Source organism: Stenotrophomonas sp. AR029 (assembly GCF_047520695.2).
Lineage (GTDB): Bacteria > Pseudomonadota > Gammaproteobacteria > Xanthomonadales > Xanthomonadaceae > Stenotrophomonas > Stenotrophomonas sepilia.
The window spans coordinates 250,830-269,627 of record NZ_JAXBQQ020000002.1 but is presented as its reverse complement, the minus strand read 5'-3'; the positions used below and the strand labels follow the sequence as shown (position 1 = coordinate 269,627).

The 18,798-nt window shown below is 66.4% G+C and carries 13 protein-coding genes; 6 read left to right on the top strand and 7 right to left on the bottom strand.

The genetic code is table 11. The annotated features are described in order from the left end of the window. Positions 1 to 64: 64 nt before the first annotated feature. Positions 65 to 364 (bottom strand): hypothetical protein, encoded by a 300-nt coding sequence (locus tag ACM0PB_RS07740; protein WP_065179451.1) that lies wholly within the window; start codon positions 362 to 364, stop codon positions 65 to 67. Positions 365 to 503: 139 nt separating this feature from the next. Here ACM0PB_RS07740 and ACM0PB_RS07735 point away from each other — a divergent pair, with 139 nt between their 5' ends. The 4 genes from ACM0PB_RS07735 (at position 504) to ACM0PB_RS07720 (ending at position 6,719) form a co-directional block, all read left to right on the top strand. Beyond that, positions 504 to 1,019 (top strand): RNA polymerase sigma factor, encoded by a 516-nt coding sequence (locus ACM0PB_RS07735; protein ID WP_065179452.1) that lies wholly within the window; start codon positions 504 to 506, stop codon positions 1,017 to 1,019. Beyond that, complete coding sequence (locus ACM0PB_RS07730; RefSeq protein WP_065179453.1) at positions 1,016 to 2,038, top strand: FecR family protein; 1,023 nt, start codon at positions 1,016 to 1,018, stop codon at positions 2,036 to 2,038. The genes ACM0PB_RS07735 and ACM0PB_RS07730 overlap by 4 nt, the downstream gene beginning before the upstream one ends. Before the next feature lie 141 nt (positions 2,039 to 2,179). After that, positions 2,180 to 5,113, top strand: a complete 2,934-nt coding sequence (locus tag ACM0PB_RS07725) for a TonB-dependent receptor (protein WP_164230027.1) — start codon at positions 2,180 to 2,182, stop codon at positions 5,111 to 5,113. Between the two features lie 10 nt (positions 5,114 to 5,123). Further along, positions 5,124 to 6,719, top strand: coding sequence for an alkaline phosphatase D family protein (locus ACM0PB_RS07720; RefSeq protein WP_065185221.1), 1,596 nt, complete (start codon positions 5,124 to 5,126; stop codon positions 6,717 to 6,719). A 109-nt stretch (positions 6,720 to 6,828) separates the two neighbouring features. Here the strand turns inward: ACM0PB_RS07720 and ACM0PB_RS07715 are convergent, their stop codons facing one another. Next, positions 6,829 to 8,937 carry a phosphocholine-specific phospholipase C gene (locus ACM0PB_RS07715; protein WP_414604722.1) on the bottom strand — a complete coding sequence of 703 codons (2,109 nt, stop codon included), beginning with the start codon at positions 8,935 to 8,937 and terminating at the stop codon, positions 6,829 to 6,831. An 8-nt stretch (positions 8,938 to 8,945) separates the two neighbouring features. Then, positions 8,946 to 11,324 carry a TonB-dependent receptor domain-containing protein gene (locus ACM0PB_RS07710; protein WP_414604188.1) on the bottom strand — a complete coding sequence of 793 codons (2,379 nt, stop codon included), beginning with the start codon at positions 11,322 to 11,324 and terminating at the stop codon, positions 8,946 to 8,948. Positions 11,325 to 11,474: 150 nt separating this feature from the next. Between ACM0PB_RS07710 and ACM0PB_RS07705 the strand changes: the two genes are divergently transcribed. Beyond that, positions 11,475 to 13,004 (top strand): OmpA family protein, encoded by a 1,530-nt coding sequence (locus ACM0PB_RS07705; protein ID WP_065195817.1) that lies wholly within the window; start codon positions 11,475 to 11,477, stop codon positions 13,002 to 13,004. A 12-nt stretch (positions 13,005 to 13,016) separates the two neighbouring features. Here ACM0PB_RS07705 and ACM0PB_RS07700 read toward each other — a convergent pair whose 3' ends face one another. Further along, positions 13,017 to 13,943: a c-type cytochrome gene (locus tag ACM0PB_RS07700; protein ID WP_065179458.1), complete on the bottom strand. Its 927-nt coding sequence runs from the start codon at positions 13,941 to 13,943 to the stop codon at positions 13,017 to 13,019. Then, positions 13,940 to 15,286, bottom strand: coding sequence for a c-type cytochrome (locus ACM0PB_RS07695; RefSeq protein WP_262219744.1), 1,347 nt, complete (start codon positions 15,284 to 15,286; stop codon positions 13,940 to 13,942). Before ACM0PB_RS07695 ends, ACM0PB_RS07700 begins: the two co-directional genes overlap by 4 nt. A gap of 182 nt (positions 15,287 to 15,468) precedes the next feature. On the opposite strand from ACM0PB_RS07695, the gene ACM0PB_RS07690 reads away from it, so the two are divergent. Beyond that, positions 15,469 to 16,587, top strand: coding sequence for an alpha/beta hydrolase (locus ACM0PB_RS07690; protein WP_005416104.1), 1,119 nt, complete (start codon positions 15,469 to 15,471; stop codon positions 16,585 to 16,587). 81 nt (positions 16,588 to 16,668) lie between these two features. Here the strand turns inward: ACM0PB_RS07690 and ACM0PB_RS07685 are convergent, their stop codons facing one another. Next, entirely contained in the window at positions 16,669 to 17,808 is a 1,140-nt protein-coding gene (locus ACM0PB_RS07685) for an MFS transporter (protein ID WP_065195818.1), read from the bottom strand. 169 nt (positions 17,809 to 17,977) lie between these two features. Then, positions 17,978 to 18,679, bottom strand: a complete 702-nt coding sequence (locus ACM0PB_RS07680; protein ID WP_065195819.1) for a pirin family protein — start codon at positions 18,677 to 18,679, stop codon at positions 17,978 to 17,980. Between the last annotated feature and the right edge of the window lie 119 nt (positions 18,680 to 18,798).

The following is an 18,798-nucleotide window of genomic DNA, read 5'->3' as shown; positions in this document are numbered from 1 at the left end:
CAGGCAAGCAAGGGTTGGTGCCGGGCGCCGCATCATGCGCGGATGCACTGCGTACCGCCGCTGATCAGGCCGGGTACAGTCCAGGCAGGAACATCGGGATGACCGCCACGCCGACGCACAGCAGGCACCAGGCGACGATGGGCAGCCAGCGCGCCAGACGCTGGGCCGGTTCTGGTACGCGACCGCCGCCGATCCACAGCAGCAGCGTGAGCACGCCCAGTGCATAGGCGAGGGCGACGATCACCGGATGCACATGGATGACCCGGCTGGGCGGCCACATCTGCTGCTGGTAGGCGGTGGTGTGGGCGACCAGCAGCAGGAACAGCAGGCTGCTGAAGGTGTGGATGGCGGTGCGTGCGTTCATTGCTGGGCACTCCTTGTGCCGGCTGCCGGGACATTGCAGGGGCGGCATTCTAGCGGCTGCCTGCCGGTCGTTGAAACGCCACTGTCATCGATGGCGGTCACCCTGCTGGGCTTTCCAGCCTCGGGGTGGTTGGCCGGCCGTGAACAGCGTGAGGATCTGGGAGAAGAGCTACGAACTGCGGCGCCGGCTGCTGCGTGGCTTCTTCCTGCGTCGCGGTTCGGCCAGCGAAGATGCCGAAGACCTGGCGCAGGAGGTCTATCTGCGGCTGCTGCGCAGCACCGGCGAGGATGCCGACGCGGTCGAGAACCCGGAAGCCTACCTGTTCACCGTGGCGGCCAACCTGGCGCGCGAGCACGCCCGCGTGCGGTCGTCGCTGCCGCCGCTGGAAGACATCGATCTGCTGGCCGAAGTGCTGAAAAGCGAAGAAGACATCGAGCGCGAATTCGAGCGTGCGCAGCGCTGGAACGATATCCGCAGCACCATCGCGCGGTTGCCGGCGACCACGCGCCGGGTGATGGTGCTGCACTACCGCGACGGGCTGGACTGCCCGGGAATCAGCCAGCAGCTGCAGGTGTCGGTGCACATGGTGCGCAAGCATATCGGCAAGGGGCTTGACGCCTGCAGGAAGGCGCTGGGCGCCAGGGAGCTCACATGAATCGGTATCCATCACGCAGGCCTGACGACGAGGTCGCACGTGAGGCGGCGCACTGGTTCCTGTGCAATCGCGAGGGGGTGCTGGACAAGGCCGGGCGTGTCGCGTTCCTGGACTGGATGAAGCGCTCGCCCGAGCATGTTCGCGCCTACATGCGCGCGCTCGCGTTGCACCGGCAGGTGGGCGAGGCGCTGCAATCGCCGTTGGCTGATGAGGCGCTGGTGCCACCGCGGCAGGTCGCCGCCAAGGTGGTGCCGCTGTTCGGTCGTTCGGACGCGCCGCCCCGCGCCGTGCTGCGTCGCGGTCGCGTGCGCTGGTGGATGGTCTCTGCCGCGGCCTGTGTTGCCCTGATCGGCGTGGGCCTGGTTTCGCAGGTGATGCCCACCCAGCATCTCTACAGTGCCGGGCATGGTGAACTCCGCGACCTGGTGCTGCCCGACCAGACCCAGGTGCGGCTCAACGCGGACAGCCGACTGCGGGTACGCATGGGCTGGTTCAGCCGAAAGGTGGAGCTGCTGCAGGGGGAGGCCACGTTCGACATCGCCCGCGACCGTCGTCCGTTCGAGGTGGAAGTGAACGGCCTGGAGATCCGGGATATCGGCACGGTGTTCGATGTATCGCGACGGCTGCAGAGCACCCGCATCGGCGTGGTCTCCGGCGAGGTCGAGGTCTGGAGCCAGGGCGCGGGTGCACGCCGCCTGGCCCAGCTGGAGCAGGGCCGGGTGGTGCAGGTCGATGCGCGAAGCCATGCCGTCGAGTCAGTGGACATGCCGCTGTCGATGCTGCTGGATTGGCAGCAGCGCAAGGTGTCCTTCCTCGATGAGCGGCTGGACGAGGTAGCAGCTGCCTTCAACCGGCACAACCTGGTGCAGGTGCGCGTGCTGGACGAAGGCGCGGCATCGGCACGGTTGTCCGGCAGCCTCGATGCGCATCGCATCGGTGCGCTGCAGGCCTTCCTCGAACGCGACCCACGCTTCGTGGTGAGGCGCGAAGGCGACACAGTGCGGGTCGGCAGTCGCTGAGGCCCGCGCGGTGGTGGGCTGTCAGAAAAAATTCATCGAATCCGCGTTCTCCACTTCGGTGGATGCGGGCTCTTACTTGGAAGAAGCCGCTGCCGAGCCACGCAGCGGCGCCTGCTGCCTTCTCTCTGCCAAGGACCCGTGATGCGCAACACGCTCTACCTGTCGATCATCCTCGCCCTGTCTCCCTGCAGCGTGCCAATGGCGGCCGCGGCCACTGCCGATGGCCTTGAAGCCCGCGTGTCGGCGCCGATCGCGGCGCAACCGCTGGCCCGTGCACTTGAGCAGTTGTCGCGCAGTTCCGGCGTGCAGTTCCTGTACTCGGGTAGCGGTGAAGCGCACATGGCCGGGGCTGTGCCACGTGGCGCCACCGTCAAGCAGGCGTTGGACGCACTGCTGGCGGGTACCGGCCTGGGCTACACCGTGGTGGATGGCAATGTCATCGCCATCGATCCGGCACCCGCACGCAACGCGCCGAAGCCAGCCGCGCCGATGCCGCGCGAGGCCGGAGCGGTGGTGGCGCCGACCCTGGACACGGTGAAGGTGATTGCCGCGCACGAGGTGATCGACCAGAAGAAGTCGTCGCCGGTGATCAAGGATTCGGTGGTCTACGACGAGATGGACAGCTACGGCGACGAGACCCTGGCCGAGAGCCTGATGGCCGCTCCAGGCCTGAGTGCGGTGGAGGATGCTGGTGAGCCACGTTACGTGACGGTACGCGGCGTGCAGGCCAACCTCAACTACACCACCATCGATGGCATCGCGATTGCCAGCGTGGGTGGCAGTGGCTCCGGGGAGCGCATGAACAACCTGCAGCTGATTCCCAGCGACATCGGCACCCGTACCGACATCTACAAGAGCTTCAGCGCGGAGCAGGCACCGGATGCGATCGGCGGTGTGATCGACATCATCAGCCGCAGTGCCTTCGACCGGTCGGGCAGGTACGTGTTTGCCGACGTGGCAGGCATCTATTCCACAGCCGAGACCAACGTCGAGCGCAGCGCTGGCGGCAACCACGAGACCCTGGGCCATTTCGGCAAGAGCGCCAAGATGGTGTTCTCCAACCAGTTCGGCGCCGACCAGGAGTTCGGCATCGTTGCGGTGGCACGCTATGAGCAGCGTTCACGCAACAGCGTCAAGCGCTGGGTGGAGTCGAACTACTACTACAACGACGCTGGAAAATACCTCACCGACGGCACCACGGGTCCGGACGAGGCCAAGGGCTGGAACGGCCTGCGTGCGCCTGGCAACTTCAGCACCGGCACCTATACCAACTTCATCACCAACTTCGGTGGCTCCGCCAAGCTTGAGTGGAAGCCCTCGGATGATCCGTTCTACGCATCGCTGTTGCTGTACTCGTACCGGTTCTACGAGAACTCGACGATGAACAAGACGGATCTGTATGGAAACGCCAAGTTTCCGATCCGCAACCAGACCGAGGACAGCGGCACCACGCAGATCAACAGCATCTACATCAAGAACCGCCACGACCGCTGGGACCGCAGCAACCGTGGCGCCATCGCCAGCTTCAACTGGGACATCGGCGACCGTTCGCGCCTGACCCTGCGCGGTGGCCACACCGAAGAGACCTTCCATAACAGCCAGGTCTACTGGGGAGTGCGCGCCTACCCGAGCAATCTGTTCGTCGACTACGAAAACGACAGCCACGGTTTCCCCAATGCGGTGGCGGTTTCCGATTCCAGCCTGCTGACCAGCTCCGCGTTCAAGCTCAATCCGGCGCAGGCCTATGTCTCTCCGCGCGATGCCAAGGAGAGCATCGACAACCTGCGCGCGGACTTCAGCTACAACATCGACGCCGATGCGCGTGGCTTCGGCCTGGCCACCGGTGCCGAGTACCGCCACCTGAAGATCTGGCAGGACATCGACTTCGACTACTTCAGGAGCAGCGCCACGCTCAACGACTACCTGTATCCGGGGTCGACGCTGCTGGGCAGCGTGCCGGGCTTCCCTCTGATCGACAACCGCGAGTGGAACGAGGAACTGCTGCCGAAACTGGGCAACAACAATGCGGCGTATCCGAATGCCAACTTCACCAGCGACTACAAGTACGTGGAGGACATCACCAATGCCTATGTGTCCGCTCACTATGCCTGGGACCGGCTGCTGCTGATCGGCGGCCTGCGTTACGACCACACCCGCTTCGATGCCTACAGCCCGTTCAGCGATGATGGTGGCACCACTTACACCTCCGCCTTCCGCAACACGAGCGGTGGCTACAACAACCTGCTGCCGTCTTTGAATGCGACGTTCAAGCTGAGCGAGGAGCAGCGCCTGCGCTTTTCCGCCAGTCGCACGCTGGGCCGGCCGACGCCGAGCAACATCGCCCAGGCCACCAGCACCAGCTGTGGCGATGACGAGGAGGGCAGGGGCTTCTGCAGCATCAAGCAGGGCAACGCCAACCTGCAGCCGCGTCGTTCCACCAACATCGACCTGGCGTGGGACCTGTATTTCAACGGCAACAACGGCCTGGTCTCGGTGGCGCTGTTCGACAAGGTGATCAAGGACGATATCTACACCCTGACCACGTTCGAGAACGTGGGGGACACCCGCTACCGGGTCACCCAGCCGATGAACACCGACGAGTCGAAGCTGCGTGGCGTCGAGTTCGCGGTGGCCAATCGCAATCTGCAGTGGGGCCGCCAGCGCTTCGACATGTACTTCAATGCAACCCGGCTGGAAGGCCAGACCAACTACCGCATCAGCGACGGCACCGAGCGTCGCCTGGATCGCCTGCTGTACCAGCCGGACTGGTCGCTCAATGGTTCGGTGATCTGGCGCATGCCATGGAGGAGCGCCCAGCTGCGCCTGTCCGGAACCTACCGCAGCCGGATGCTGGTCGACTTCGGTGACACCGAATGGCTGGATTCGTACTACGACCCATACCTGACGTTCAACATGGCTTTCAGCCACAAGGTCGGCAAGCACGTGACGCTGAAGTACGAGGCCAAGAACCTGTTCAACACCCAGCCAACCTACAGCACCGGTCCGAACGGGCGTTTCCGAACCGAGATCGACGACTACGGCCGCTTCTTCTACTTCCACATCATCTACAACTGAGGGCACAGCCGTGGATACGATCAATCGCAGGCGATTCCTGGCGCTGGCCGGCCTGTCCGCTGCCGGTGCCTGGATGGGCACGGCACATGCGCTGGCCGCGCGGGCCGATGCCACCGCGCTGAACCCGCGCAACCTGCTGGCCAAGCCGCGCTTTGCCAGCACACCTTTCACCCTGGGCGTGGCCTCGGGGGATCCCTCGGCCGATGGCATGGTGCTGTGGACGCGCCTGGCGACCGAGCCGCTGGTGTTCGGCAGTGGCATGCCGGCCCGGCCGATGCTGGTCGATTGGCAGCTGGCAGCGGACGAAGGCATGCGCAAGGTAGTGCGCCAGGGTTCGGCGATGGCGCATCCCGAACTCGGTCACGCCGTGCATGTGGAGCTGGACGGGTTGGCGCCCGGAAGGCCCTACTGGTACCGCTTCACCGTGGGTGGCCATGCCAGTGCGGTCGGTTGCACCCGCACGCTGCCGGCAGCCACGGCAGCGGTGGATCGCGTGCGCTTTGCGGTGGCAGGTTGCCAGCACTACGAAGAAGGCCACTACACCGCGTGGCGGCGCATCGCCGAGGAACCGCTCGACTTCGTCTTCCACTACGGCGATTACATCTACGAAGGCGAAAGCCAGCCGGGCCTGCGGAAGATGAACGGCCAGCCGTTCACCAACCTGCGCAACCACGTCGGCCCGCAGATCTATACGCTGGATGATTACCGCCGCCGCTACGCCCAGTACAAGAGCGATGCCGACCTGCAGGCCGCTCATGCATCGGCTCCCTGGTTTGTCACCTTTGACGACCATGAAGTGGACAACAACTGGGCCGGCGCCGAAGACCAGGACGATACGCCCAGCGAAGTGTTCCTGCTGCGGCGCGCGCAGGCGTTCCAGGCCTACTACGAGAACATGCCGCTGCGCCGTTCGGCGTTCCCGCGCGACGGCCACATGCAGATGTACCGGCGCGCACGCTACGGCACGCTGATGGACCTGCACCTGCTCGACACCCGCCAGTACCGCAGCAAGCAGGTGAACATGACGCTGCGCGAGGAGGTGGAATCGCCGGAGCGCAGCATTGTGGGGGCGAAGCAGGAACGCTGGCTGTTCGACGGCCTGTCCGATGCTGCACCGCGCTGGCATACCATCGCCCACCAGGTGGCGCTGGGCAATTACATGCGCGAGAAGGACGGGGTAGTGCAGTCGTCCGATGACCAGTGGTCGGGCTACCTGGACAGCCGCCGGCGCCTGCTTGAGCACATCCAGAAGGTGGGCTTCGGCAACGTGGTGACCGCCTGCGGCGACGCGCATCGCCACTATGCCAGCGATCTGGTGCAGGACCACCGTGACTCGGGCGTGATCTCCAGCGAGTTCCTCGCCACGTCGATCACCTCTGGCGCCGACGGCCAGGGCGTGGACGCGTATGCCAGGAACCAGCTTGCGCACAGTCCCTACCTGAAGGCGACCACCGACAAGCGTGGCTACGTGCTGTGCGATGTCACCCGCGATGCGTGGATCGGCGACATGAAGACGCTGGATACCGTAATGCAGCCGAATGGCGCGCTGCAGAGCTGGAAACGCTATGCGGTGGAGCACGGCCGGCCGGGGCTGCAGGAGGTTTGAATCTGCCGATCTGCCCCGTAGAGCCGAGCCCATTCTCGGCTGCTTTGTCGGGGCAATGCGACCAGGGCGAGAAGCAGCCGAGCGTGGGCTCGGCTCTACAGAGGGCTCCTCAATCGTGCTCGAACCGCAAGGGCTCGCTGCCCATTGCCGGGTCACTGGTGCCGGGGTGCCCATCCTCGGCGCGGCCGGCCAGTCGCAGTGCACTGTCGCCCGCACCGATGCGCAGGTCGTACCACCCTGCGGTGGGCGCCGCGTCCCATGCCACCGTGGCCTCAGCATGCGCCGGCAGCGCCAGCGCCTGCTCAGGCATGTGCCCGGCATAGGCACCGGCCTGCACCCGCACATTCTGCGCGCTGTTGTGCAGATTGCGCAGGTGCAGCCGCAGCTGGCCGTCCGCGCGCTCGATCGAAGCCTGCACGGCAGGCGCCTTGGCCGCACCCTGGAAGTGGCGGTGGAAACCGTTCGGACCAAGCAGCCAAAGGTCATAGCGGCCCTGGGCGTCCAACGGCCAGCGCTCGCGCAGCGGCGTACCTGGAAGCAGCGTGTAGCGGCGTGGTACCGCATCCAGCCGCAGCCGATCGTAGACATGCAGCACGGCCGCCGCGCCTTCGCAGGACAGCGTCAGATCCACACCCAAGGCATCGACTGCGGCAATCGATGCCTGCGGTCGATAGGGTAGGGCGCGCGCGGGACGTACACCGCTTTCCTGTTTCGCTGGCTTCAGCCCCTCCGGCAGCGTGGGCACGGTGCGCCCCGGCAAGGCAGCTGCGCGTGCGGCAACCGTGCTCACGTCGGGCAGGCCGCGGACGAACGGGCGGGTATCGCGCTGGGCAAAGTCGAACGCATTGCTGAGGTCGCCGCAGACCGTGCGGCGCCACAGCGAGATGTCCGGTGCGGCCACGCCAAAGCGGCGCTCGATCAGCCGTATGACCGAGGTGTGGTCGTACACCTGCGAATCGACCCAACCACCGCGACTCCACGGTGAGATCACGTACAGCGGCACGCGCGGTCCCAGACCGTACGGGCGCCCGCGCAGTTCGGCGAGATCGTACTTCTCGTCACCCGGTGCCGGGTGGCGGTGGTACTCGCCTTCGGTGCTGACCGAGGACACACCCGCCCAGCCACCGTCCACCGGCGAAGGCGGGGCAGGTGGCGGCATGTGGTCGAAGAAGCCATCGTTCTCGTCGAACATCAGCAGCAGGGCAGTGCGGCTCCACACCTGCGGATCGGCGGTCAGCGCATCCAGTACGCGCGCGGTATAGCCCGCGCCCTGGGCGGGACTGGAAGGACCAGGATGCTCGCTACCGGCCGCGTCGGCGATGATGAAGCTGACCTGCGGCAGGCGCCCGTCAATGACGTCCTGGCGCAGCTGCGCCAGGCCGCGCGTGCTGACCCCGCGCGCGCGAAGCTGCGGGTCATGCCCCGGCGCCGCGCGGTGGGCCTGGCGGAAGGCCTCGAAGCCCGCCAGCGGGTTGTCGGTGAAGTTGTCGGCCATGTCCTGGTAGATCTGCCAGGACACGCCGGCCCTCTGCAGGCGCTCGACATAGCTGGTCCAGCGGTACGACGCCGGGTACCCGCCCTGTTCGGGAAAGTTGTCGTGCGAATTGGCGATCACCGGGCCGCCGGCACGCGCATGCCCATCGTTGTGGCCGGTCCACAGGAACACCCGGTTCGGGTTGGTGCCGGCCTGCATTGCGCAGTGGTAGGCATCGCAGATCGTGAAGGCATCGGCCAGGGCGAACTGGAACGGCAGGTCGCTGCGCTGGAAGTAGCCCATCGAGTGGTTCTGCTTGGCCTTCGGCCATTGCCCCATGCGCCCGTGGTCCCACGCCCGATGGGCATCGGGCCAGGTATGCGGCGTGCCTTCCACCCGCATGTAGCCGAAGTGCGCGGCGGTATCCAGCGGGAACGGCGCGATCGCGCGCTCGCCGCTGGCATCGGGCTGCAGCCACAGGCTGCGGACGCGGCCACCTGCTTGCAGCGCGGCGGCCGGGGCGACGAACCGATCACCGAAGCCACGTACGCCCGGCAGCGTGCCGAAGTAGTGGTCGAACGAACGGTTCTCCTGCATGAACACCACGATGTGCTGCAGGTCTTCCAGGCTGCGCGTCTGCGCGGCGGGGGCGATCGCGGCGGCCCGGGCGATGCTGGGCAGCAGTGGAGAGAGGCCGGCGGCAACGCCGGCCTGCAACAACCGGCGTCGGCCGATATCGGTCACAGGCTCACTCACAGGTCCACGCGGAAAGAGATGCCGACGGTGCGCGGAGCGCCGATGAAGGCGTTGTCGCGCCCGTCCACCCCTGCAAGATACCGTTTATTGGTGAGGTTGCTCACCACCAGGTTGGCGCCCATGCCCTTCAGGCGCGGCGACAGGCCCTGCAGGTCGAAGCCGATGTTGGCGTTGAGCACGGTCGCCGACGGCAGCTTGTTGACGTTGGCGGCGTCGAGATAGCGCGTGCCCAGGTAACGGCCGGACAGGCCGAAGTTCCAGTTCTCACCCTGCCAGTCCGCCGACAGGACGAGGGTCTGTTCGGGCTGGCCGATCACCTTGGCGCCATCGACGATGCCCAGCTGGGTATCGCGCGCGGCATCGCCGCTGCCGAGGTACCTGGAGCGGTTGTAGGTATAGGCGGCGTTGAGGCGCCAGCCGTTGTCCCAGCCGTAGCCGAACGCGGCTTCCAGCCCGTTGCTCTCCACGCCGCCGAAGTTCTCGTAGACGCCGTCGGTCTCGCCGAGATAGTCGATGCCGCTGACGAAACCTGCCGGCAGGTAGACGATGCGATTGTCGAACTTGATGTTGTACAGGGTCACCGAGGCGGTCAGCGGCCAGCGGCTGATGCGCATGCCCACTTCAATGTTGTCGGCGGTCTCCGGCTCGACGTTGCGGAAGCGCTGCGGGTCGGTCTCGCCGAGCACGCCGGAAGGAATCGCGGCGAAGTTCTGCGAGAAGCCGGCGAACAGCTCCATGCCTTCCACGCCCGGTGCCCAGGTCAAGCCGGTGGACAGCAGCGGGTCGGACCTGGAATCGGATTTGACGTGTTCGCTGGCACCGATCACGCGGCGGCGCGACTGGTCGACGAAGAACTGCTTCACGCCCAGGCGTGCGCTGAACGGCCCGAAGCGCGCCACGTCCTCGATGTAGTACATCTGCTCGTCAACCTTGTACTTGTCCTCGAACTGTACCCAGTACGGCTGGTGGTCGAAGGCGATGTCCTGGCCGACGTTGAGCAGGCGATGCCAGTCGCGGCGCGCCGAACGGTCCAGCTTCTCCACCCACAGACCGCCACGGATCGTGTTGTCGACCGTGCCGAAGGTCTGCCGCCACTCGACGTCGGCGGTCACGCCCATGCGGTCGTTGTCGTAGTGCGTGTGGCGATACGACTGCGCGCCAAGCACGTTGCCGGCGTAGCAGTTCGGATCGTATTCGGCGGTGAAGCCCAGCCGCGGCGTGCAGTTGGCCAGGCGCTGCGCGGCGCTGCCGTCGGGATTGACGAAGAAGATCTGGCCACGGTTGCTGCCGCCGAACACGGTTTTTCCACCGATGTACTCCGACTCGGGGCGGCCCGCACCGTCATCGCTGACCTGCGCCAGATAGGGAGGCAGCCAGTCGCCACGACCTTGCATGCGGTGCCCGTAGGCGGCCACCGAGGCCTTGAAGCCGTTGCCACCGTCGAAGGCCGCGCGCAGGTAGCCGAAGGTGTTCTCGCGCAACGCACGCGAGCCGGAACGGTAGTTCTGGTCCAGGTAGGGAATGCCGGTGAGGGTACCGACCAGGTTGTCGCGATCCGGATTGGTCGCGAAGCCCTTCGGTGAGACGCTGGTGTATTCCGGCTCGTCGGCATCGTTGTAGGACAGGTAGCCGGTCAGGGTCCAGCGATCCAGTTCGGTGATGAACTTGCCGGCGATGTGGTCGTTGCTGGTCTTGCCGCTGCCATCGATCCAGTCATGCACGCGCGCCGACGAGGCACTGACCCAGGCGCGGGTGTGGCCGCCGAGCAGGCCGGTGTCGTAGCGCACGTAGTACTTGCGCGCATCGTTGTCACCGGCGCCGACCACGAAGCGCAGACGGCTGTCCTGCAGCGGGTCGCTGGTAAGGAAGTTGAGCGTGCCGCCCAGGGCCTCGTTCGAGCGCGAGGAGATATCGGCAGTGCCCTGGCTGACTTCCACCGTTTCCAGGTCGAGGGTGTCGATGTAGCGGTTGGCCAGCGAGCCGCCGCCGTAACCCGAACCGCCGTTGGGGAGGCCGTCGATGGTAGTGCCGATCTGCTGTGTGTCGCGGTTGGTGACAAAGCCACGCATGCTGATCTGCGTGCCCCACACCGATGAGCCGGTGGCATCGGCTTCGCTGACCACCACGCCGGGCACCTCGTTGAGTGCATCGTTGACGCTGCTCATCACGGTCTGCCGGTTCAGCGTTTCCGCGCGCACCGATGTCTTGGCGTAGCTGGTGGCCTGCCCGATCACCTGCACCTGATCGAGGGTGCGGGCATCGCTGCTGCGCGCTTCGGCCGCCTCGCCCTGCGGTGCTTCGGCCAGGGCGTCCAGTGCGGGGGCGATCAGCAGGGCCAGCAGCGAGACACGGGGAAAACGCGCAATCGTTCGCATCGAAACCGGACCTTCAGAGGGAGGAAACCCCGGAGTGTCGGCAGCGCCAATGACATCGGCATGACGTGTCAGCGCAGGAACGATGGCACTGTGGGGGCGGTCACGGCCTTCGGGTATGCTCGGCGCTTCAATGGACCTGAGGTGGTGGCGATGCAGAAGCGATCGAAGATCTGGCTGGGCGGGGCAGCCCTGGTGTTGCTGGCAGGATGCAACCGGGCGCCCTCGAATGGAGAGGTGGCACCGCCCGCGCCAGCCACGGCGGATGAGACCGCAGCAGCGGCCGCCGCCCCGGCCGGTTCAACAGCCGCCGCCGATGGCGTCGCGCTCACCGACCGTGAGGGCAAGGCTGTGCCGCTGGTGCCCTTCGACCCAGCCAGCGTGCCGCTGAGCGACGCCGCGCTGGGCGAACTACCGTTCTTCAGCCTGCCGCAAGGCTATGCGCCGCAGAACGCACCACACCCGCGGGCATGGGCCCGCTTCCCGTTCCGCATGGGCGAGGGGGTGCATTGGGTGGAAGGCCCGAGCTGGTCGGCGCGCATCGTGGCCGACAGCAACAACGCTCCGGACAAGACATTCTCCGCAATGGAAGTGCAGCGCAACTTCGATGGCGTGATCACCGCTGCCGGTGGCCGCAAGGTGTTCGAAGGCGAGCTGCTGCGCGACATCTACTACGGCCCGCAGCTGGAAGGCGAGATTGGTGGTGGCTTCATCGACGCAGTGAACGGTGAACAGGACGCGCCCACCACGGTCTATGTGCTGCGCCAGGCCGACCGCACCGTGTGGGTGCAACTGGCGGTGGACAGCAATGGCGCCGGCCTGGTGGTCGTGGATGAAGTGCCGTTCAAGGCCACCGCGCAGTGGTCGGACAGCTTCCCGCATCTGTCCTTGCCCGCCGGTTATCGTGACCGCAACAAGGCCGAGCAGCGTGATTTCGATGCCTTCCCGTTCTGGACCGGTGATCGGTTCGAACAGGTCGAGGGCCGCACCTTCGCGGCTGATTTCGACAAGGGTGAGCGCGAGTACTCGATGCACGAAGTGCGCCGCAACCTTGAGGCGATGATGGCCCAGGCCAACGGCACCAGGGTATTCGAGGGACGCATCCCGCATGAGGCGGCCGAGAGCGTGCCGAAGCAGGTGCAGTCGTCCTACGGCAACGCGGCCAGCTACAGCTGGGACAACCATGACACCGTGGTCTACCGCGTCGATCTGGCAGACGGCCGCCAGGTCTGGGTACACGCCCGCCTGGAATACCTCAGTGCCGGCTGGGTGGTGGCCGAACGCACGGGCTTCACCCAGACCGCGGCGCTGTTGCCGGCCGATGCGCTGAAGAAGAAGCTGGACAGCGACGGCCGCGTGGCGATCCAGGTCAACTTCGCCACGGACAAGGCGCAGATCCTGCCGGCCTCCGAACCGCAGCTGGCGCAGGTGCTCGAGCTGCTGCGGGCTGATCCGGCGTTGAAGCTGTCGATCGAAGGCCACACCGACAACAGTGGTGCCGCAGCACGTAACCGCAGCCTGTCGGAGGATCGCGCGGCCTCGGTGGTGGCCGCGCTTACCGCAAAGGGCATCGCCGCCGACCGCCTGCAGGCGGCCGGATTCGGCGCCGACAGGCCGGTGACTGACAACGGCAGCGAAGAAGGCAAGGCACGCAACCGGCGGGTCGAGCTGGTCAAGCGCTGACCCACGGGGTGCTCAGTACCGCGCGTCCTTGGGTTTCGGGTCGCGCGGCCAGTCCTTGCTCTTGTTGGCGAAGTCCGGCCGCGGCTGGTTGATGAAGTAGCTGGCGATGTCCACCGCATCCTGGTCGGGCATCACCTGCTGCCCCAGTGGGGGCTCGCGGGTCACCGCCGGCGGCATGTTGTGCTTGACGAAGCCGGCGGCCTTGTACAGGCGCGCCATGCCGGCGCCGATGTTGAAACTGTGGTCGCCCCACAGCGGCGGGAAGGCGATGTCACCGCTGGCGTCGCGCCGTCCTCCGCCGTTGTCGCCATGGCACGCGGCGCACTGCACGGCGTACAGTGCCTGGCCGCGGATCGGGTCCGGGGCCAGCGTGCTGTCGATGGGCCCCTCACTGGGGGCGGACACCTTTGCACCCTCTGGCACAGGACTGCTCAACCACGCCATGTAATCGAGCATCGCGCGCATCTGCGGCGAGTCCTTCGGCAGAGGCTTGCCGTTCATCGAACGCTGCAGGCATCCGTTGATGCGCTCGGTCAGCCCGATCACCTTGCCCGGGCGCGGCATGTAACGCGGATAGGCGCCGCCGCCGGTGTTGAAGTAGTGATTGCCGAAAGGCCGCTTGCCTTCGGCCATGTGGCACGAATTGCAGTTCAGATCGTTGCCGACATTGTCCGGCAGCAGCCGTGCAGTCTCGTTGAGGAGGCGGCGGCCGAGCATCACCGATTCGGCATTGCCGAGACCGGCGATCTCCTCGGCACTCGGCGCATGGTAGTGGCCGACCACTTTGCCCTGCGCATCGAGGATATCGATCGTGCTGGCGACGGCGGCATCCAGGTCCGGGTACAGATGACGGTAGGCCAGGGTACCGGCGCCGGTCAGCACCATGAGGGTGATCGCACTGCCGATCAGCAGGCGGGGACGCGTGCGCGAACGCTTCATTGTGCGGCCTCCTGCGGAACGTAGTGCACCGGCTTGTCGCGCACCACCCGACGCATGCGCGCCACGTCGACCTCGCTCACTGCGCTGGCCTGATTGCCCCAGCTGCTGCGGATGAAGGTCAGGATCTGTGCCAGCTGCGCGTTCGGCAGCTGCTCGAAGCCTGGCATGCTGAAGGCCATGCGGTCGTGCCGGGTATGTGGTGTGCGGCCGCCGATCAGGGTCACCTGCACCAGCGAGCTGGGGTCATCGGCGAACACGATCGAGTTGCCCGCCAGCGCCGGATAGACGCGGGCCATGCCGCGGCCGTCGGCGCGGTGGCAGGCCTGGCAGTGCTCGGCATAGGCCAGCGAACCGGCCACACGATAGTCGCCGCTGCGCAGTGCGGCGGTGGTGGTGTCAGTACCGGGCGACCACTGTGCGCTGCGTCCTTCGCGGGCGGGCAGCTGCTTCAGGTAGCGGGCCATCGCCAGCAGGTCCGCGTCGGACAGGTACTGCGTGCTGTGCTCGACCACGTCGGCCATGCCACCGAAGGCCGCCGATCGATCGGTGCGCCCGGTGCGCAGGAAGTCCACGATCTCACCCTCGCGCCAGCTGGCCAGACCGGTCGATTCGCTGCGCAGGTTCTTCGCGTACCAGCCTTCCAGCACCGAACCGGACAGGAACTGGCGGCTGCCATCATCGGCCATCGCCTTTTCCTGGAACGCCAGCCCGCGTGGCGTGTGGCAGGCACCGCAATGCGCCAGGCCTTCCACCAGTTCGGCACCACGCTGCTGGCCGGCGTCCAGCGACGGATCCGGGCTGAAGCTGCGTGGGCGTGCGAACAGCAGTTGCCACCATGCCAGAGGCCAGCGCATGTTGGCGGGCCATGGAATCGTGCTGTCGGCGTTGTCCTGCTTCACCGGCTGCACCGAGCCCATGAAATAGGCGTACAGCGCCTTGATCTCGGCGTCGCGGGCAATCACGTACGAGGCGTACGGCATTGCCGGATACAACGGCTGGCCATCGTGACGGATGCCGCGACGTACCGCGCGTTCAAAGTCGGCGTAGTCGTAGGCGCCGATGCCGGTTTCCGGATCGGGGGTGATGTTGGTCGAGTAGATCGTCCCCATCGGCGTCTGCATGCCGAGGCCACCGGCGAACGGCTTGCCGCCCGGCGCGGTGTGGCAGGCCGCACAGTCGGCGGCGCGCGACAGGTACTGCCCCTGTGCGATCAGCGCCGGGTCGTGGATGTCGACCTGCGCGGCCTGCCGAGGTGCGAACCAGTAGGGCGTGCTGCGGGCGATGCCATAGGCGGCGGCCAGCGTGGCGGCCAGGGCAATGGCGAGCTTGAACGAGGTGCGCATGGGGGCACTGTGGGCAAGCATGCCGGCGTATTCATTGATCCGGATCAATGCCGAGGTCGATCGCGCCATTGTGACAACCTGAATCGATCCCGCATTGTCATCAAGCCGTCATCCACGCGCGATAGATGGCCCACGCCCGCGTCGTTAACCTGCCACGCTGTCGCATCCTTTCCCGATTGCCCATGAAGCGCCTGCTGCTGTTGCTGCTGGCGTGCGCCGGCCTGTGGCTGGCTGCATGCTCATCCTCGATCAACGCCTCGTCCACCTCGCTTGCCGACCGGCTGATCGCGCCAGGCGGCGTGTCGACCCTGCTCGATCGCCCGCGCATCGCCGCGGCCATTGCCGGGCTGCCCAACCGCCATGGCTTCGCAGCGGGTCGCGATGGCGTGCCGATCTTCTGGCGCGTGTTCGACCCCGGCGACTACGGCGCGCGGTACCACTACCTTCCGCAGCGTCATGAGAACGGCCTGCCTCTTGATACCGGCCTGAGTCTGGCCGTGCCACAGCCGTTCCGCGCGCAGGCGCCACGCGGCACCGTGGTGCTGCTGCATGGGTGGATGATGAATGGTGATTCGATGCTGCCATGGTCGCTGCAGCTGGCCGAGTCCGGCTACCGCGTGGTCACGCTCGATCTGCGCAACCATGGCCAGTCCGGTGCAGGTCCGTCCGGCTATGGCACCTATGAATCGGATGACGTCGTCGATGTCATCGGCGAGCTGCGCGCGCGCGGCGAAGTGACCGGCCCGCTGTACCTGTTCGGTGTGTCCTATGGTGCGGCCACGGCGGTGTTCACCGCCGACAAGCTGGGTGACCAGGTGGCCGGCGTGGTGGCGATGGAATCGTTCGCCAATGCCGGTGCGGCGATCCGCACGATGATCCCGCACCTGATGGGACTGCAGCCGGAGGGCCTGAAGGCGCAGGCGGTGGCGTCGTACGCACGCTGGCGCTATGGGGGCCAGGACATCAACCAGGTGATCGCCGCCGCCAGCCGCCGTATCGATGTCGATCTCGACCGTGTCGACGTCGCGCGTGCGCTGGCCGATACCCGCGCCTGCGTGCTGCTGCTGCACGGGCAGGGTGACCAGCATATTCCGGTCAGCCAGGGCCGGCAGCTTGCGCAGGCCAACCCGCGCGCGCACTACATCGAAATGCGTGGAGAGGACCACATCACCCTGCCGCTGCGGCTGGACCTGCTGGCCGGCGTAGTGGATGACTGGATGGCGCGCGACGAGCACCACCCGCAGAGCGCGTGCCCAGCCCCACAGCTGCCGGCCCAGGCCGAATGGCTGGCACACGGCTGAAAAAAGGGGACGGAGGGGATTAAGTCGTTTGCAGCACACTCGGGGCAGATGCGACTTAATCCCCTCCGTCCCCTTTTTCTGTCAGGCCACGCGTCGGGCCAGTGAGCGGGCGGAGGCGGCTACGCCCAGCAGCAGTAGGGCGACGCACAGGAAGGCAAAGCGGAGGCTGGTGGCATGTGCCACTGCGCCGATCGCCGCCGGACCAGCGAGGATGCCGGCGTAACCCAGTGTGGTCACGGCAGTGATGGCGATGCTTTCCGGCATCACCCGCTGCTGGCCTGCCATCGAGAACAGCGCCGGCACGATGTTGGCGCAGCCCAGCCCAACCAGCACGTAGCCGGCCAGCGCCACCGGAAACGAGGGCACAAGCGTGGCCAGGGTGAAGCCTGCCGCGGCCGTGATACCGCCGAAGACCAGGGTGCGGGTGCGGCCGAGGTGCTCGACGATGCCGTCACCGAACAGGCGCATTGCCGTCATCGCCAGGGTGAACAACGCGAAGCCGGCCCCGGCCTGGTCACGCGGCACCTGCCGCACTTCGGCCAGGAACACGGCGCTCCAGTCCAGCATCGAGCCCTCGGCGAGGAACACCACGAAGGCCAGTACGCCGATGAACAGCACCACGCCATGCGGCAGTGCCAGCAAGGGGCCTTCGTGCAGGATCCGTTGCGGACGCCAATGCGGCGCCGACAGCATCGCAACCAGCAGCAGCGCCACCACCGAAACCAGCGCGGCCAGCCACAGCGGCGTGCCGAGGATCAGCAGCCCGGTCATGCAGCCAGCACCGACGAATCCACCGATGCTGTAGAAGGCGTGGAAGCCGGACATCATCGCGCGCCCGGCATCGCGCTCGACCGCCACCGCCTGCATGTTCATCGCACAATCCAGTGCACCGACGCCGGCACCGAACACGAACAGTGCCGCGCCCAGCGACACCGGCGAGGGTGCCAGCACCAGCAAGGGCAGGGCGCACAGCATCATCGCGCAGGTGATCACCATCACCCGGCGGCAACCCAACCGCCCGGTCAGCGCACCTGCCAGTGGCATCGCCAGCAACGAACCCAGCCCAAGACACAGCAGCACGGCGCCGAGGCTGGCGTCGGACAGCCCGGCCTTGGCCTTGGCATAGGGCACCATCGGCGCCCACGCGGCGGTGGCGAATCCGGGAATGAAGAAGGCGGCACGGGTAGCGTGCTGTTGGGCACGTGGGGATGAAGGCGTCATGCGAGAGCGGGTCCGGATAAACACTGTCATGAAAGCGTTTCCAGTCGCATCGGGCAAGGGGCATTCGGGTCACCGAACGCCGAATACGATTGCGGGCCGTCCATCAGGCGCAGCGGGCCCGGCGATGCCTTTCCGCATCGCTGGGCCACGTCTTCAGGACAGGGCGTGTTTACAGCGGCAGGTCGAACACCAGCACTTCGGCGTCGTTGCCGTTTTCCAGGGTCAGCTGGGCTTCGTCACTGACCTGCAGCGCATCACCGGCTTCCAGGGTGATGCCGTTGACCTGCAGCTGGCCACGCGCCACCTGCACATAGGCGCCACGACCGTTGCCGAGGGCGTGATGCAGCTTCTGGCCGCCATCGAGAATGGTGGCGAAGATGCGGGCATCCTGGTGGATGCGCAGCGAACCCTCGGCACCGTCCGGCGAAGCGATCAGGCGCAGCTGGCCGCGCTTGCTGTCCGGCGCGAAGTGGGTCTCTTCGTAGGACGGCGCGATGTTCTCGGTGTCCGGGAAGATCCAGATCTGCAGGAAATGCACGGTCTCGTCGGCGGAGTGGTTGAACTCGCTGTGGGTGACGCCGCTGCCGGCGCTCATGCGCTGCACGTCGCCGTAGCGCAGTACCGAACCGGTGCCCATCGAGTCCTTGTGTTCCAGTGCACCGCCCAGCACGTAGGAGATGATCTCCATGTTGCTGTGGCCATGGGTGCCGAAGCCCTGGCCGCCGATCACCTTGTCTTCGTTGATCACCCGCAACGGGCCGAAGCTGACGTAACGGGGGTCGTAGTAGTTGGCGAAGGAGAAGGTGTGGCGCGAGGACAGCCAGCCATGCTCGGCCAGGCCACGGGTAGCGCTCTTGCGGATCTGCAGCATGATGGAATCTCCTTGTTCGATGGTTTCGATGGGGCGGGGTGGGCAGGTATCCGCCGTGTTTCCCCGTTGGAGAGAAGTATCCGCTTGCGTCCGGGGTTTGAAAAACGGATAGTTTTGAA